The 14,832-nt window shown below is 70.5% G+C and carries 15 protein-coding genes; 6 read left to right on the top strand and 9 right to left on the bottom strand.

What is annotated here, in order from left to right; genetic code table 11:
* Positions 1–16 precede the first annotated feature (16 nt).
* The gene (locus tag OJ962_RS26880; protein ID WP_202956899.1) at positions 17–649 is read left to right on the top strand and encodes a hypothetical protein; all 633 of its coding nucleotides are present in this window, start codon (positions 17–19) and stop codon (positions 647–649) included.
* On the opposite strand, the gene nadA is transcribed toward OJ962_RS26880, so the two are convergent.
* The 4 genes from nadA to OJ962_RS26860 are packed head-to-tail and all read right to left on the bottom strand — an operon-like array spanning position 646 to position 4,372.
* Positions 646–1,626: a quinolinate synthase NadA gene (gene nadA / locus OJ962_RS26875; protein WP_202956898.1), complete on the bottom strand. Its 981-nt coding sequence runs from the start codon at positions 1,624–1,626 to the stop codon at positions 646–648. The genes OJ962_RS26880 and nadA overlap by 4 nt on opposite strands.
* Positions 1,623–2,477, bottom strand: a complete 855-nt coding sequence (gene nadC, locus OJ962_RS26870; RefSeq protein WP_270006726.1) for a carboxylating nicotinate-nucleotide diphosphorylase — start codon at positions 2,475–2,477, stop codon at positions 1,623–1,625. The genes nadA and nadC overlap by 4 nt, the downstream gene beginning before the upstream one ends.
* Positions 2,474–3,835: a ComEC/Rec2 family competence protein gene (locus OJ962_RS26865; RefSeq protein WP_202956896.1), complete on the bottom strand. Its 1,362-nt coding sequence runs from the start codon at positions 3,833–3,835 to the stop codon at positions 2,474–2,476. Before OJ962_RS26865 ends, nadC begins: the two co-directional genes overlap by 4 nt.
* 48 nt (positions 3,836–3,883) lie before the next feature.
* Positions 3,884–4,372: a cupin domain-containing protein gene (locus OJ962_RS26860; protein WP_202956895.1), complete on the bottom strand. Its 489-nt coding sequence runs from the start codon at positions 4,370–4,372 to the stop codon at positions 3,884–3,886.
* A 58-nt stretch (positions 4,373–4,430) separates the two neighbouring features.
* On the opposite strand from OJ962_RS26860, the gene OJ962_RS26855 reads away from it, so the two are divergent.
* Positions 4,431–4,919: a MarR family winged helix-turn-helix transcriptional regulator gene (locus OJ962_RS26855; protein ID WP_202956894.1), complete on the top strand. Its 489-nt coding sequence runs from the start codon at positions 4,431–4,433 to the stop codon at positions 4,917–4,919.
* Here OJ962_RS26855 and prfB read toward each other — a convergent pair.
* Positions 4,916–6,023 (bottom strand): peptide chain release factor 2 gene (gene prfB, locus OJ962_RS26850; protein WP_202956893.1). Its coding sequence is split into 2 segments (ribosomal slippage): positions 4,916–5,947 and positions 5,949–6,023, totalling 1,107 coding nucleotides; the frame shifts between segments, so codons are not numbered across the junction. The genes OJ962_RS26855 and prfB overlap by 4 nt on opposite strands.
* Positions 6,024–6,055: 32 nt before the next feature.
* Here prfB and OJ962_RS26845 point away from each other — a divergent pair.
* The 4 genes from OJ962_RS26845 to OJ962_RS26830 all read left to right on the top strand — a co-directional run bounded on the left by OJ962_RS26845 (position 6,056) and on the right by OJ962_RS26830 (position 9,670).
* A complete protein-coding gene (locus OJ962_RS26845) occupies positions 6,056–7,489 on the top strand; it encodes a phospholipase D-like domain-containing protein (RefSeq protein ID WP_202956892.1) in 1,434 nt (477 codons plus the stop codon).
* 33 nt (positions 7,490–7,522) lie between these two features.
* On the top strand, positions 7,523–7,891 hold the full coding sequence (locus OJ962_RS26840; protein WP_202956891.1) for a hypothetical protein: 369 nt from the start codon (positions 7,523–7,525) through the stop codon (positions 7,889–7,891).
* A 127-nt stretch (positions 7,892–8,018) separates the two neighbouring features.
* The gene (locus OJ962_RS26835; RefSeq protein ID WP_202956890.1) at positions 8,019–8,756 is read left to right on the top strand and encodes a prealbumin-like fold domain-containing protein; all 738 of its coding nucleotides are present in this window, start codon (positions 8,019–8,021) and stop codon (positions 8,754–8,756) included.
* Positions 8,696–9,670 (top strand): DUF11 domain-containing protein, encoded by a 975-nt coding sequence (locus tag OJ962_RS26830; protein WP_202956889.1) that lies wholly within the window; start codon positions 8,696–8,698, stop codon positions 9,668–9,670. The genes OJ962_RS26835 and OJ962_RS26830 overlap by 61 nt, the downstream gene beginning before the upstream one ends.
* Here OJ962_RS26830 and purU read toward each other — a convergent pair.
* From purU to hpf, 4 genes are all read right to left on the bottom strand, one after another.
* Positions 9,667–10,491 (bottom strand): formyltetrahydrofolate deformylase, encoded by an 825-nt coding sequence (purU, locus tag OJ962_RS26825; RefSeq protein ID WP_202956888.1) that lies wholly within the window; start codon positions 10,489–10,491, stop codon positions 9,667–9,669. The two genes, OJ962_RS26830 and purU, sit on opposite strands and share 4 nt — an antisense overlap.
* Entirely contained in the window at positions 10,488–11,342 is an 855-nt protein-coding gene (locus tag OJ962_RS26820) for a LysR family transcriptional regulator (protein WP_202956887.1), read from the bottom strand. The genes purU and OJ962_RS26820 overlap by 4 nt, the downstream gene beginning before the upstream one ends.
* 165 nt (positions 11,343–11,507) lie before the next feature.
* Positions 11,508–14,366: a preprotein translocase subunit SecA gene (gene secA / locus OJ962_RS26815; RefSeq protein ID WP_202956886.1), complete on the bottom strand. Its 2,859-nt coding sequence runs from the start codon at positions 14,364–14,366 to the stop codon at positions 11,508–11,510.
* 54 nt (positions 14,367–14,420) lie between these two features.
* Positions 14,421–14,780: a ribosome hibernation-promoting factor, HPF/YfiA family gene (hpf, locus tag OJ962_RS26810; protein ID WP_202956885.1), complete on the bottom strand. Its 360-nt coding sequence runs from the start codon at positions 14,778–14,780 to the stop codon at positions 14,421–14,423.
* Positions 14,781–14,832: the final 52 nt, after the last annotated feature.

The raw sequence follows: 14,832 nt of genomic DNA, 5'->3' as shown, positions 1-14,832 counted from the left end.
GGCCGATGTACCGGGCATGCGCAAGCTCGGCTCCGTCGCCCTCGTGGCGCTTCTCACGCTGGTTCCCGTCAGCACCGCGTCCGCGAAGTCGAAGGCCGAAGCCTTCGCCGCCAAGCATCGTCTCAGCGGCTCCTGGAAGGGCAAGGACGTCGACAAGGACGGCCTGAAGAACCTCCAGGAGTTCAAGCTCAAGACGGACCCGCGCAAGGCCGACACCGACAAGGACGCCCTCAAGGACGGCGACGAGGTCGAGTCGGGCAACAACCCGCGCAAGGCCGACACCGACGGCGACGGCACCAAGGACGGCGCCGAGCACGCCGGCGAGGTCACCGCGTTCGACGGCGAGACGATCACGATCCGCGAGTTCGCGACCGGCAAGAAGGTCACGGCCACGCTCGACACCGAGTGCACCCCCGCGCCGGCCGACGACGAGGACGTGGCCGCGGACGACTCCACGTTCGTCGACGTCACCGAGGAGGCCGGCCAGTTCTTCCAGGAGGAGGAGGCCGACGACGACGGCGTCGAGGAAGAGGTCGACGTGGACGCCGAGACCTCCTCCTGCGACGACGACGAGGACCTCGAGAAGGGCGTCGTGCTCCAGAGCGCCGAGCTCGAGGACGGCTTCCTCGTCGCGTACGAGCTCGCCTAGGGGTTGATCGCGACCATCCGCTCGATCGGGATGCGGGCGCGCTCGGCGATCGCCTCCGGCACCTTGACCACGCCGGACAGGTCGCGCAGCGCGTCACGCAGCTTCGGCAGCTCGATCATCTTCATGTAGCGGCACGCGGCCGCCTCGTTGGCCGCGACGAAGTCGATGTCGGGACGCGCCATCTGGAGCGGGTGCAGCATCCCGGTCTCCGTGGCCATGATGGCCGTCGCCCCCGCGGGCGCCTGCGCGGCCCACGTCATCATCCCGCCGGTCGAGAGCATGTGGACGCCGTCGGCGTCCACGTCGCCGGCCGCGACGTACTCCATGACGCTCGTCGAGCACCCGCACTCGGGGTGGATGAGAAAGTCCGCGCCCGGGTGCGCCGCGCGCATGTCCGCGATGTCCGACGGGCGGATGCCGGCGTGCACGTGGCACTCGCCGTCCCACACGTGCATCTTGCGGCCCGTCTGCTTCTCGACGTAGGCGCCGAGGAACATGTCCGGGCCGAACAGGATCTCCGTGTCGGGGCCGTGCTCGCGGTAGATGTGCTCGACGACCTGGACGGCGTTGGAGGACGTCACGCAGTAGTCGGTCTCGGCCTTCACCTCGGCCGTGGTGTTGACGTACATCACCACGATCGCGCCGGGGTGCTTGGCCTTCCACGCGCGCAGCTGCGGCGCCGTGATGGAGTCGGCGAGCGAGCAGCCGGCGTCCAGGTCGGGGATCAGCACGGTCTTCTGGGGCGAGAGCACCGAGGCCGTCTCGGCCATGAAGTGCACGCCGCAGAACGCGATCACCTCCGCGTCGGTCTTCGCCGCCTGCTGGGACAGGCCGAGCGAGTCGCCGACGAAGTCGGCCACGTCCTGGACCTCCGGACGCTGGTAGTTGTGCGCGAGGATCACGGCGCCGCGCTCGGCGGCGAGGGCACGGACCTCCGCCTGCAGGGCGGGCACGGACTCGAGGGTGAGCAGGTTCACTGGACGGTCTCCAAGATCAGCGACAGATCGAGGACCGGCGCGGAATGGGTCAGGGCGCCGATCGACACGTAGTCTACACCAGAAATGGTCGCGTAGACCAAAACTGTCTTTTCGTCTATGCCACCGGACACCTCGAGCTCCGCGCGGCCACCCACCTGGGCGACCGCCGCGCGGACCTCGTCCGGCGTCATGTTGTCGAGCAGCAGCCGCGGCGCGCCGGCCTCCAGCGCCTCCGCGATCTCCGCGGCGTCGCGCACCTCGACCGCCAGCGGCAGGTCGGGCCGCGCCGCGCGGGCGCGCCGCACGGCCGCCCCGACGCCGCCGGCCAGCTCGGAGTGGTTCTCCTTGATGAGGATGAAGTCGAAGAGCCCGATGCGATGGTTGACGCCGCCGCCGTCGGCCACCGCCTGCTTCTCGAGCAGCCGCAGACCGGGCGTGGTCTTGCGCGTGTCCAGGATGCGCGCGGCGTCTTCGGGCAGCGACCGCACCACGCGCGCCGTCGCCGTGGCGACGCCCGACAGCCGGCCGAGGAAGTTCAGCGCGGTCCGTTCGGCCGTGAGCAGCGCCCGCGCGGAGCCCGTCACGCGCAGCACGGGTCCGCCCTCACGCCACTCCCCCACCGGTCCGAGCCGCTCGAGCGCGGCCCCCGGGTCCAGGCGCGCGAACACCGCCTCGGCCACCTCCAGCCCCGAGATCACCCCCGGTGCCTTCTGGGTGATGGTGGCGACGCCCCGCGCGGCGGCGTCGACGGTCGCCAGGGTCGTCACGTCACCGTCGCCGACATCCTCGGCGAGCGCGCGGTCGATCATCTCGTTCACGCCGACCATTATAGTCGACGCGACCAAAATCACGGCACGACGCTCACCTTGTCCTCGGCCATCGTCCCGTCGGCGGCGACCGTGAACGCGTAGGCCTCGTTCTTGGTCTTGACGCCGGTGTCGGTGTACACGAGCAGCCGCTGCCCGTCGGTGCGGCAGCGGACGATCCCGAACGCCGAGCGTTCGAACGCCCAGATCGGCCGGTCCCCGTCGGTGTCGGCCTGGCCGACGGACTTGAAGAACGCGGCCAGCTCGGTGATGAACATCACCGGCTCGGCCAGGCTCGGGCGGGCGTGCCGGCCGAGCGCGGCGAGCAGCGTCGCGCGCGGGTGGATGTGCTCGCGCTCGTCGCCCGAGGACACCACCGAGACACCGGGCGCGACGCGCTCCAGGAACTCCGGCAGGTAGTCGGCCGAGCCGTGGTGCGGGACCTTCAGCACGTCCGCGCGCAGGTCGATCGTGCCCGCTTCGTGGTCGGCGACCAGCGTCTTCTCGGCCGCCGTGTTGAGGTCGCCCGCCAGCAGGAAGCGCACGTTGCCGAAGCGCACCAGCAGCACGACCGAGTGCCCGTTGATGGTCTTGCCCTCGTCCGTGAGCCACGGCAGCCCGGGGCCGCCGTTGGCGTCCATCGTCACCGGGCCCAGCACCTGCACGTCCACGCCGCGCGAGCGCAGGAAGTCGAACTGCGCGTGATCTCCGCGCTGCACGCGGCGCATCTGGAACGTCGGACGGCGCGCCGACCACGCGTTCACGGCGGCCTGCCACTCGGCGAAGCCGTCGCTCAGGTCGGCCGTGGGAAGCGTGCGGACGTCGTCGTGGAGCTCGGTCAGCACCCGCCGGCGCCCGACCTTCACGGTGGCCCCGAGCTTGGGCTCCGCCGCGCGCCGCACGATCCCGTTGTGGAAGATGCGCTCGGGGGCGAGGAACAGCTGCTTGCGGGCCTCGGACTCGGTCCCGAAGATCCGCGTGAGCCCCGCGAAGTGGTCGGCGTCGCCGTGCGAGACCACGATGCAGTCGATCGGTTTGGGCGCCGCGCTCGTCGTCCCCCGGAAGCGGCCGGCGAGGTAGCGCGCGAACAGCAGGTTCTCTCCGCCGTCGACGAGCATCGTGGCGCCGTCCGCGGTCTCGAGCACGGTTGCGTCGCCCTGCTGGACGTCCACGAAGTCGACCTTGAGGACCTGCGGCGACCGGGCGTCAGCCTCCTTGACGAGTGCCGACGCCGGCGGCGCCTTCACCCGCGCCGGCCCGTCGACGTCGACATTCAGGCCGGCGGCGTCGGCGCCGGTCACTTTCAGGCGGTCGCCCCACGACAGCGTCCTGAACACCTTGTCGCTCCGGCTCCTGACGCGCAACAGGTCGGCGGCGATGCGGTACGTCCCGGGCTCGAACATGTGCGGAACCCTTCACTGGTGGACTGGTCGCCGCGATCCTAACCCGGTTCACGCCGTCGATTCCAGCGCCGCGCCCTCCCCGCGCCCGAAGCGTGCCAGCGTCCGGATGACGAACTGCGGGCCGACGACGCGGAACACGTCCTCGAACTCGACCAGCACCGGCGCGAAGGCGAGCAGCCCGGGCAGCTTGCCGTGCTCGCGGTTGAGGGCGTCCAGCTTGGCGAACCAGTCGAGCGTGCGGCCGGCCGGCGTGGTCGTCCAGCGTGCCGTGGCCGGCTCGGTGCCTGCGTTCCAGAGCACGTGCGGCGTCCCGCGCGGGATCTCCAGCACCGCGCCGCGCTCGAGCTCCAGCCGTTCGCCCGGCAGCTTGACGCCGACGATCCCGCCGGTGATCTCGAAGTGCTCGTCCTGCTCGGGATGGAAGTGCGCGGGTGGCTGCTTCCCTCCAGGGACGTAGGTGACGTCGACGACCAGGCGCTCGGGCGCATGCTCGACGACGGTGACGGTCTCGTGCGGTGTGAGGATGAGTTGGTTCATAGCTTGAGTCCAAGTATCTTGAGATCAAGATACTTTGTCAAGAGCTATTCTTGACCGCGTGCCGACCGACCGCCTGGACGACCTGGCCGCGCAGTGGGCGCGCGTCCGCCCCGACCTGCAGGACGTGGAGGCGATGGCCGTGATCGCGCGCCTGCTGCACGTCGGGCGCCGGATCGAGGCGCTGCTGGGCGAGAGCGCCAAGGAGCACGGGCTTCAGGTCGCCGACGGCGACGTGTTGTTCACGCTGCGCCGCGCCGGCCGGCTGTCACCGGGCCAGCTGTCGGAGTCACTGCTCGTCTCCACGGGCACGATGACCGGTCGCCTGGATCGCCTGGAGAAGCGGGGGCTGCTGCGCCGCGTCCCGCACACGACCGACCGGCGTGCGCTGCTGATCGAGCTCACCCACCAGGGGCACGACCTCGTCGACCGCGTGATCGCCGAGCACCTCGCGCGCGAGCACGAGTGGCTGTCCGCGATCAGCGCGGACGAACGCGAGCAGCTCGCGCGCATCACGCGCAAGCTGCTCGCCAAGCTGTCGGCCGGCTAGGCCCGAGACTTCGCGTTGGCTTCGAGCCAGGCGCGCACGAAGCCGTCGAGGTCGCCGTCGAGTACGGCGTTCGCGTTGCCGACCTCGAAGTCGGTCCGGTGGTCCTTGACCATCGTGTACGGGTGCAGCACGTACGAGCGGATCTGCGAGCCGAAGTTCACGTCCTGCGCCTCGCCGCGCTCCTTGGCGATCTCGGCCTGGCGCTCGGCCTCCTGGCGCTCGATCAGCTTCGCGCGGAGCATGTTCATCGCGGTCTGGCGGTTCGCGGACTGCGAGCGCTCGTTCTGGCACTGGACGACGATGCCGGACGGCCGGTGCGTGATGCGCACGGCCGAGTCGGTCTTGTTGACGTGCTGGCCGCCGGCGCCGGACGCGCGGTAGGTGTCGACCTGCAGGTCGTCGTCGTCGATCTCGATGTCGCCCGCCTCTTCGACCACGGGCGCGACCTCGACGCCCGCGAACGACGTCTGGCGCCGGTTGGCCGAGTCGAACGGGGACAGGCGCACGAGCCGGTGCACGCCCTTCTCGGCGCTGTAGAGCCCGTAGGCGTTGTCGCCGCTGACCTGGAAAGTCGCGGACTTGATGCCCGCCTCCTCCCCCGCGCTCGCCTCCAGCAAGTCGACCTTGAAGCCGCGGGACTCGGCCCAGCGCATCTCCATGCGCAGCACCATCTCGGCCCAGTCCTGGGCGTCCGTGCCGCCCGCGCCCGCGTTGACGGTCACGAGCGCGTCGCCCGCGTCGTAGTCGCCGGTGAACAGGCGCTGCTCCTCGGCCTCGCTCAGGCGCGCCTCGACGGACGCGATCGCGCCCTCGAGCTCGGCGGCGATCTCCTCGTCCTCCTCGGCCAGCTCGGCCAGGCCTTCAAGGTCCTCCGCGTCGGCCTGCAGCTTGACGAAGCTCTCCAGCCGGCGCTGCGTACGCGTGTGCTCGGCCCCGACCTTCGCGGCGTAGTCCGGGTTGTCCCAGAAGCCCGCCGACCCCATCTCCTCTTCGAGCGCGCTCAGGCGCTCCTGCATCTGAGCGGGGTCAAAGATAGTCCGAGAGCAGGGACATCTGCTCGCGGACAGTGGCCAGGCGCTGGTTGGTGCTCTGATCGGAGGCCATGGCCGATGAGGCTAGCGGGTACGCGGTCTCGTATGAGGGTTCTCGATCGCTTCGACGCAGCAGTGGGCGGCGGGATCGAGCAGGCGATGATCCACCACCACATGCGCCGGATGCGCCGCCACGGCCAGCTGCGGGCCGTCGCCCCCGCCACCCCCGGGCTGTGGGCACAGACCGGGGCGCCGCCCCGGATGGGCAACTCGATGGAGCTGCTGATCGACGGCGCGAACGCGCTGCCGCGGATGGCGGAGGCGATCCGTGGCGCGCAACGTCACGTCCACGTGTGCTCCTGGCACCTGGAGCCCGACTTCGATCCCGGCCCGCGCAAGTCGACCGGCGTGCGCGAGCTGCTGGGCGAGGTCGCCGAGCGCGTGCCGGTGCGGGTGATCGTGTGGGCGGGCGCGCCCGTGCCCGTCTTCCAGCCCCGCCGGGGCGCGGTGCGGCCCGCGCGCGAGCGGCTGGTGCGGGGCACGAAGATCCAGTGCCAGCTGGACTCGTGCACGCGCCTGATGCACTGCCATCACGAGAAGCTCGTGATCGTCGACGACGAGCTCGCGTTCGTGGGCGGCATCGACCTCACGACGCTCGCGGGCGACCGCTACGACACCAACGCGCACGAGTACAAGGAGGAGATCGGCTGGCACGACGCGACCGCGCTGCTGCGCGGGCCGATCGTGCGCGACGTCGCCGCGCATTTCGCGATGCGCTGGGAGGCGACCGCGAAGGAGGCGATCGAGCTGCCGACCGACGTCCCCGCCGCGGGCGAGACCGAGGTGCAGTTCGTCCGCACGGTCCCCGAGGGCGCGTACCGCGTGCTCCCGCGCGGCGAGTTCTCGGTGCTGGAGACCTACGTGCGGGCGCTGCGCAGCGCGCAGCGGCTGATCTACCTCGAGAACCAGTTCCTGTGGTCGCCGGAGATCGTCCACATCCTGGAGACCAAGCTGCGCAACCCCCCGTCACCCGAGTTCCGGGTCGTGGTCCTGCTCCCGCACCGCGCCAACAACGGGCAGGACGACACGCGCGGGATGCTCGGCCGGCTCGTGGCCGCCGACGACGGGCGCAAGCACTTCCTGGCCGCGACGATCATGTCCCGCTCGGGCGAGAAGTCCGGCCCGCTGTACGTGCACGCCAAGATCGGGATCGTCGACGACGAGTGGCTCGCCGTCGGCTCCGCGAACCTCAACGAGCACTCGCTGTTCAACGACACCGAGGTCGACGTGGTCACGTGCGACCCGGCGCTCGCCCGCGCGACCCGGGAGACGTTGTGGCGCGAGCACCTCGAGCGCGAGGACGCTTCGGGCGACCCCACGACGCTCATCGACGAGGCGTGGCATCCGATCGCGAGCGAGCAGCTCGAGCGACGGCGCGCGGGCGCGGCGATGACGCATCACCTCGTCAAGCTGCCCGGTGTGTCCCGCCGCTCGCGCAGGTTGCTCGGACCCCTCGACGCATTGGTCGTCGACGGCTAGACATACTGAGCGATCTGGGCTTATGCTGATTGCGTGAGGTGGATGGTGCTCACCTTGTTCGCCGTTCTGGTCGTGCCCGGGTCGGCCCAGGCGCGGCTGTCGGTCACCTTCGCCGCCCGCGCGTGCCCGAGCTACGCCGCGATCGCCGCGAACCTCGCGCGCAACGACATCCAGGAGAGCCTGCAGGATCTCGGCCCGAACACGCCGTACCGCTCGGGGCAGCCCATTGATCCGGACGTGGAGGCGAACGCCCAGCCGCAGTGCCGGCCGCTGCCCGACTGGCGCTTCACGCTCGGGACGAACTACCGGTCGCGGGCCATCAGCGGGCCGTGGGGTCGCTGTCGATCGTCACGGGAGCGTTCAGCGACTCGATCGTCACGCGCGAGTCCGTGCCGCTCCTGAACGCGGCGGGCGCGAGCACCGGTCGCACGCTCGCGGCGCGGTCACGCTCTCGCTGTCGGGCGCGGAAGCCGACCTGGCGGCGCGGCGCACGCTGTGGCTGCAGGGCGGCACGCCCGCCGACCCGATCTTGAACGGCCCGTACCCGAGCCAGTACGGCTTCGGTGCGCTGCGCTGCGCGATCGACAACTACAACGGCGACAACGTCGAGTACATCGCGTACCCACTCGGCGCGCGGCACGTGTTCTGTTTCGCCTACTACGTCACGCCGCCGCCGACGAGCGGCACGATCGTCGTCCGCAAACAGCTCGACGCCCCGCCCGACGTCGCCGAGCACCGCTTCCAGTTCGAGGGCAACCTCTCCTTCAACGCCGACGGCCGCTTCGCGCTGACCGCCGCGCCCGGCCGTCCCTCGGCTCAGACGTTCTACCGCGCAGCCGTGTCGGCCGGCGGAACGCCGTGGCGGTTGCACGAGATCGCGGAGCCGGGCTGGGCGCTGATCGACCACAGCTGCGTCTCCCAGACCGGGGCGAGCCGCATCGGGGTGCCGGCCGAGAGCGCGGACGCCGAGATCGCGCTCGCCGCCGGCGACACGGTGACGTGCACGTACCGCAACGGGCTGGAGCCGGCACCGAGCGGCCTCACGGTGGGCAAGGCCACGCGCGGGACGGCTGGGCGCACCGACTTCCTGATCCGCGGCCCCGGTCTGCAGGCCGAGGCGCCGGTGACGACGACAGCCGTCGACGTGCCGGTCTACGAGCGGCTGCCGCCTCTGCCACCGGGCGCTACGAGATCGGCGAGTCGCCCGTGGCCCAGCCGGGTGGGCACTGGGAGCGCCGCGCCGTGCGCTGCAACGGGCGGATCGTGACGCCGTTCACCGATCCGCTGCGGGTCCCGATCGGACCGGGCGCCGGCGCGGTGTGCCTGTTCATCAACGAGTTCGTCGCCGAGGGCTCGATCCGGCTGCGCAAGGTCACGACCGGCGCGACCGGCACGACCGGGTTCGACATCCGCCCGGTCGACCGTGAGCCGCCGGTCGTGCTCCACCAGCAGGCGTCCACGGCGCGCCCGGAGGTGCCCGTAACCGCCGCCGGCGACACGACCGACAGCCTGCCGCTCGGCACCTATGAGATCCAGGAGACCACCCCGACCGGCAGCGAAGACGGCACCTGGCGGCTCGAGGGCGTCGTCTGTAACGGCGTGCCGTTCGGCAGCGCGCAGGGCCGCGTACGCGTGCGCCTGACCGCCGAGACGCCGGACGTGTCGTGCACGTTCACGGACGCCTTCGCGCGCGGCGCGCCGGGGCGGCCCGGCGATGCGCCCGGTGAGGGCGGCGACGGCGACAGCGGCAGGCGCGGCGAGACCTCGCAGGCCAACCCGCGGACCAACCTGCGCATCACCAAGCGCGTCTCTCCGAGCGCGGTCGTGCGCGGCCGGCCGGCGCGCTCCACGGTGGTCGTGACCAACACCGGGACGGTGACCGCGGAGGACGTGGTCGCGGAGGAGCTGCAGCCGCCGACGCACCGCGTGGTCAACGTCGAGGCGCCGCCCGGCGTGCGCTGCCGCGGCACGCGGCCACTGCGCTGCCGGCTCGGGGATCTCGCGCCCGGGCAGCGCGTCACGCTCCACGCGACCTACACGACGCCGCTGCTCGGCCGCGTCGTCAACCGCGTCGCGGTGCACACGTCCACGGCCGAGACGCGCCTGAGCGACAACCGCTCGGCGACGACGCTGCGCGTCTTCTCCAGCCGAGCGCGCGCGTGCGCGGCGACGCGCTGTTAGAAGACCACCGTCCGGTTGCCGTAGATCAGCACGCGGTCGTCGAGGTGCGCCTTGACGGCGCGGGCGAGCACGGTGCGCTCGATGTCGCGGCCGAGGCGGACCATCGTGTCGGCGTGCTCGCGGTGCGTGACGCGCGCGACGTCCTGCTCGATGATCGGGCCCGCGTCAAGCTCCTCGGTGACGTAGTGGGCGGTCGCGCCGATGATCTTCACGCCGCGCTCGTAGGCGCGCTGGTACGGGTTCGCGCCCGCGAAGGCCGGCAGGAAGGAGTGGTGGATGTTGATGATCGGGACGCCGACCTGCTCGAGGAAGTCGGCGCTGAGGATGCGCATGTAGCGGGCGAGCACGACGAGGTCGCAGTTCCCGCGCAGCAGCTCGATCAGCTCGGGCTCGTTCGGGAACGGGAGGTGGTGGTAGGCGATGTTGAACGTGCCCACGTCGTTGGCCCAGTCCGGGTGGTTGGACGCGACGAGCGGGATCGTGGCGTCGAGCTCGCCGCGGCGGTGGCGCCACAGCAGGTCCACGAGGCAGTGGTCCTCCTTGGAGACGAGGACCGCCATCCGCTTCGGGATGGAGCCGTCGGTGAGGCGCCAGCGCATGTCGAAGCGTTCCGCGACCTCCTGCGAGAACGCTCGGCCGAGCGCGTCGAGGTCGCCGTGGGCGAGGTTGAACTCCATGCGCATGAAGAACTCGCCGCCCTCGGGGTCGGTCGAGTGCTGGTCGGAGCTGACGATGTTGGCTCCGGAGGCGGCGAGGAAGCCGGCGACGGCGGCGACGATGCCGTGCCGGTCATGGCAAGTGATCAGGAGGCGTCCGTTCACGACAGCTCGGAGGCTACTTCGCGCAGCGCGCGATAGGCGTCCTCGGCGAGCGGGTGCCGCCCGCCGGGAGGCAGGAGCACGTAGAGGTCGCGCTGCGGCGGGTCGGTGAGCGGGCGCAGCGCGACGCCCGTGAACTCGCGTGCGAGCAGCCGCGGCATGATCGTCACGGCCATGCCCTGCGTGACGAGCGCGCGATTGGCGAGCGGGTCGCGGCTGATCATCACCAGGCGCGGCTCGAAGCCCGCGGCTCGGCAGGCCCGGGCGATCAGATTGTCGCCGCTGGGCGCGACCCACGGCTCGTCGGCGAGCGCGCTGAGCGAGATCTCCTCGCGCGCCGCGAGCGGGTGGTCCGGCGGGAGCGCCGCGACGAACGACTCGCGCACGAGGTCCAGCCGCTCGACGCCGTCGTGCTCGCGCCGCGGTTGCGCCGCGTCCTGGAAGCCGACCGCGAGATGAAGCTCGCCGCGGCGGACGCGCTCCGCGAGCTCGGGCGTCGAGCCCTCCTCCAAGGTGACCTGTCCGATCCGGGTCGCGGCTTGCGGCACCAACGCGGCCAGCGCGCTCGGGAACGCGCCGATCCGCAGCCGGCCCGGCGCCGTGAGCTCCCCCAGCTGGCGCGAGGCGAGCGCGAAGCGTTCCGCGATCGCGTCCGCGTGTGCGAGCAGGACCTCGCCGGCCGCCGTCAGCGCCATCGCGTTCTCGCGATCCAGCAGCCGGGCGCCGACCTCCTTCTCCAGCGCCGCCACCTGCTGCGACACCGCCGGCTGGGTCAGCGACAACGCGCGGGCGGCGGCACTGAACGACCGCTCGTGCGCGACCGCCCGGAACGTCAGCACGCGGCGCGGGTCCATAGAAGCGCAGCTTATCGCGACGTAAGAACGATTATTTGAAGTTATGCTCGCCGGCGCACAGACTGCGTCGCATGTACCCGATCAACGTCCAGGCCCTCATGCGACACACCCTGAACGGCGCGCGCGCGACCGACCCGGTGGTTCAGCCGCGCAAGCGACGCGGCGCTAAGCGCCGTGGCACTTCTTGAACTTCTTGCCCGAGCCGCACCAGCACGGGTCGTTGCGCCCGATCGTCTCGTGCGCGTCGACGCGGCGCTGCGCCACCACGGGCGGCGCCTCCTCGGCGGGCGGCTCGCCCGGCTCGCCGTAGGCGCTCGGCTGGTCGTCCAGCGTGCCACCGGAGTAGGCGAGCGCGCCCATCCCGCTCGTCATCTGCGGCGGCGGGGCGAACTCCGGCTGCGGGGCGGCGGGATCCGGCACCGGTGACCCGTCGCCGTTGGGCCCCTGGACCTCGACCTGGACGTTGTAGATCATCCGCGCGAAGTCGGACCAGATGGAGTTCATCAGGTCCTCGAACAGCGTGAAGGCCTCGTTCTTGTAGGCCACCAGCGGCTCGATCTGCGCGAACCCGCGCAGGTGGATGCCTTCGCGCAGGTAGTCCATGTCGTACAGGTGCTCGCGCCAGCGCTGGTCGATGATCTGCAGCACGAGGTAGCGCTCGAGCGCGCGCATGAGCTCCTCGCCGAGCTCTTCCTCACGCTCGTCGTAGAGCCCCATCGCGTCGTCGACCAGCAGGCGCTTGAGCTGCTCGCGGTCGGTCTGCGAGCGGTCGATCTCCTCCGCGCCGAAGTCGACGTGGTAGATCTGCTCGAGCTGGACCCACAGCTCCTCGAGGTCCCAGTCGTCGACGAAGTCGCCCGGCGTGTACTCGTCCACGAGGCGGCCGATCACGGCCTCGATCTGCTCGCGCGCGACCTCGCTCATGTCGCGGCCCTCGAGGACCTCGTCGCGGTACTTGTAGACGACCTCGCGCTGCTGGTTCATGACGTCGTCGTATTCGAGGACGCGCTTGCGGATGAGGTAGTTCTGCTCCTCGACCTTGCGCTGGGCGCCCTCGATCTGCTTGGTGAGCATCTTCGCCTCGATCGGCTCCTCCTCGCCCGAGTCGTCCTTCGGGCCGAGGCGGTCGAGGATGCGGTAGATGCGGTCGCCCGCGAACAGGCGCACCAGGTCGTCCTCGGCGCTCAGGAAGAAGCGCGACTCGCCCGGGTCGCCCTGGCGGCCGGCGCGGCCGCGCAGCTGGTTGTCGATGCGGCGCGACTCGTGGCGCTCGGTGCCGATGATGTAGAGGCCGCCGGCCTCCTCGACGATCTGGCGATCGGCCTCGACGCGCTCCTCCATCTTCGGGAGGATGTCGGCGAAGCGGTCGTCGTAGTCGGGGTCGCCGGGGCGCAGGCCGAGCTTGTTGAGCTCGATCTGCGTGAGGTGCTCCGGGTTGCCGCCGAGCTTGATGTCCACGCCGCGGCCGGCCATGTTGGTGGCGATCGTGACGGCGCCGGGGCGGCCCGCCTCGGCGATCGTCTCACCCTCGCGCTGGGCGAACTCCGGCTTGGCGTTGAGCACCGTGTGCGGGATGCCGACCTTGCGCAGGCGCGCCGAGAGCAGCTCGGAGACCTCGACGGAGATCGTGCCGACCAGGATGGGCTGCTGCGCGTCGTGGCGGGCCTGGATCTCCCGTACGACCGCGCGCCACTTGCCTTCCTTGGTCTTGTAGATCTGGTCGTTCTGGTCCTTGCGGATCATCGGGCGGTTCGTGGGGATCTCCACGACACCGACCTTGTAGATCTTGTTGAGCTCGGTCGCCTCGGTCAGGGCCGTGCCCGACATGCCCGCGAGCTTGTCGTACATGCGGAAGTAGTTCTGCAGCGTGACCGTCGCGAGCGTCTGGTTCTCCTCGCGGACGTGCACGCCCTCCTTGGCCTCGACGGCCTGGTGCAGACCCTCCGACCAGCGGCGGCCGTCCAGGATCCGGCCCGTGAACTCGTCGATGATCTTGACCTCGCCGTCCACGACGGCGTAATCGACGTCCTTCTTGTAGAGCGACTCGGCCTTCAGGGCCTGGTGCAGGTGGTTGACCAGCGTGCCGTTCTCGGCGCGGTACATGTTGTCGATGCCGAGGAACTTCTCGGCCTTCGCCACGCCGCGCTCGGTGACCGAGATCGTCTTGTGCTTCTCGTCGAACTCGTAGTCGTAGTCCGCCGTGAACTCCTTCTTGGCGCGCGGGTCCATGCCGTCCGGCTTCTTGCCGGGCTCCATCATCGGGGCGAGCTTGGCGAAGCGCTCGTAGAGGTCCGCGGCCTGCTCGGGCGCGCCGGAGATGATCAGCGGCGTACGGGCCTCGTCGATGAGGATGTTGTCGACCTCGTCCACGATCGCGAAGTTGTGCATCGCGACGGGCTTGCCGTCCTCGCCGATGCGGCCGCCGTGCTGGACCTTCTCCTCCAGCGTCGTGGCCATGTTGTCGCGCAGATAGTCGAAGCCGAACTCGGAGTTCGTGCCGTACGTGATGTCGGCGGCGTAGGCCGCGCGCTTCTCCTCGTAGGGCTGGTTGTTCTGGAGGATGCCGACGGTCAGGCCCAGGCCTTCGTAGATCGGCCGCATCCAGTTCGCGTCACGGCTCGCCAGATAGTCGTTGACCGTGACGACGTGCACGCCCTTGCCCGCGAGCGCGTTGAGCGTGACCGCGAGCGTGCCGGTGAGGGTCTTGCCCTCGCCGGTGCGCATCTCGGCGATCGACCCGCCGTGCAGCACCATGCCGCCGATCAGCTGCACGTCGAAGTGACGCATGTTCATCTTGCGCCGGCCGACCTCGCGCGTGAGCGCGAACGCCTCGGGCAGGACCTCGTCGAGGCTCTCCCCTTCCTCCTGGACGCGTTCCCGCAGCTCGGCGAAGCGCTCCTTGATCTCGTCGTCCTCGAGCTGCTCGATCTCGGCCTCCCACGCGTTGATGCGCTCAACGCGCTTCTCGTAGGCCTTGAACTGCTTCGCTTCGCCCAGCCGGAGGGCGCGCTCGAGGATGGACATAGCTCCCTAGCCTAGCGGTCGGGCGCCCTCCGACTATGAAGCGGTTACGCGCTTTTAGGACGCCTCTTCGAGGGCCGTGTCAGCGGTGCGCATGGAGTCCACGGCGGCCCTCGACTCGCGCCGGCCGCGGCGTTTGTCACGGTGGCGCTTGACCTGGCGCTCCAAGTTGTCCGCGACGAGGTTCACGGCGTGCTTGGGGTCTTTGGAGACCTCCTTGGCGCGCAACTCCGTGCCCTTGAGCCGGAGTACGACCTCCGCCGCTATCGGGTCGCCCGGGACGTTCTCGTCGGCCACCTCGAGATCGAGCTCGGCCAGGTCGGACACCTGCTTGGCGATCTTCGCGAATCGCTTCTCGGCGTACTCCCTGAGCTCGTCCGTGACCTGAAGGTTGCGTCCCTTAACCTCGATTTGCATGGGACTCCTCTGTCGGGGTCAACTTCTTGTGAACCATACCCCCTCAAGCCCG

This window comes from Solirubrobacter deserti (assembly GCF_027587175.1).
In the GTDB taxonomy this organism is placed as follows: Bacteria; Actinomycetota; Thermoleophilia; order Solirubrobacterales; family Solirubrobacteraceae; genus Solirubrobacter; species Solirubrobacter deserti.
The sequence above is the reverse complement of the archived record's forward strand: the minus strand, read 5'-3'. Positions and strand labels throughout refer to the sequence as shown.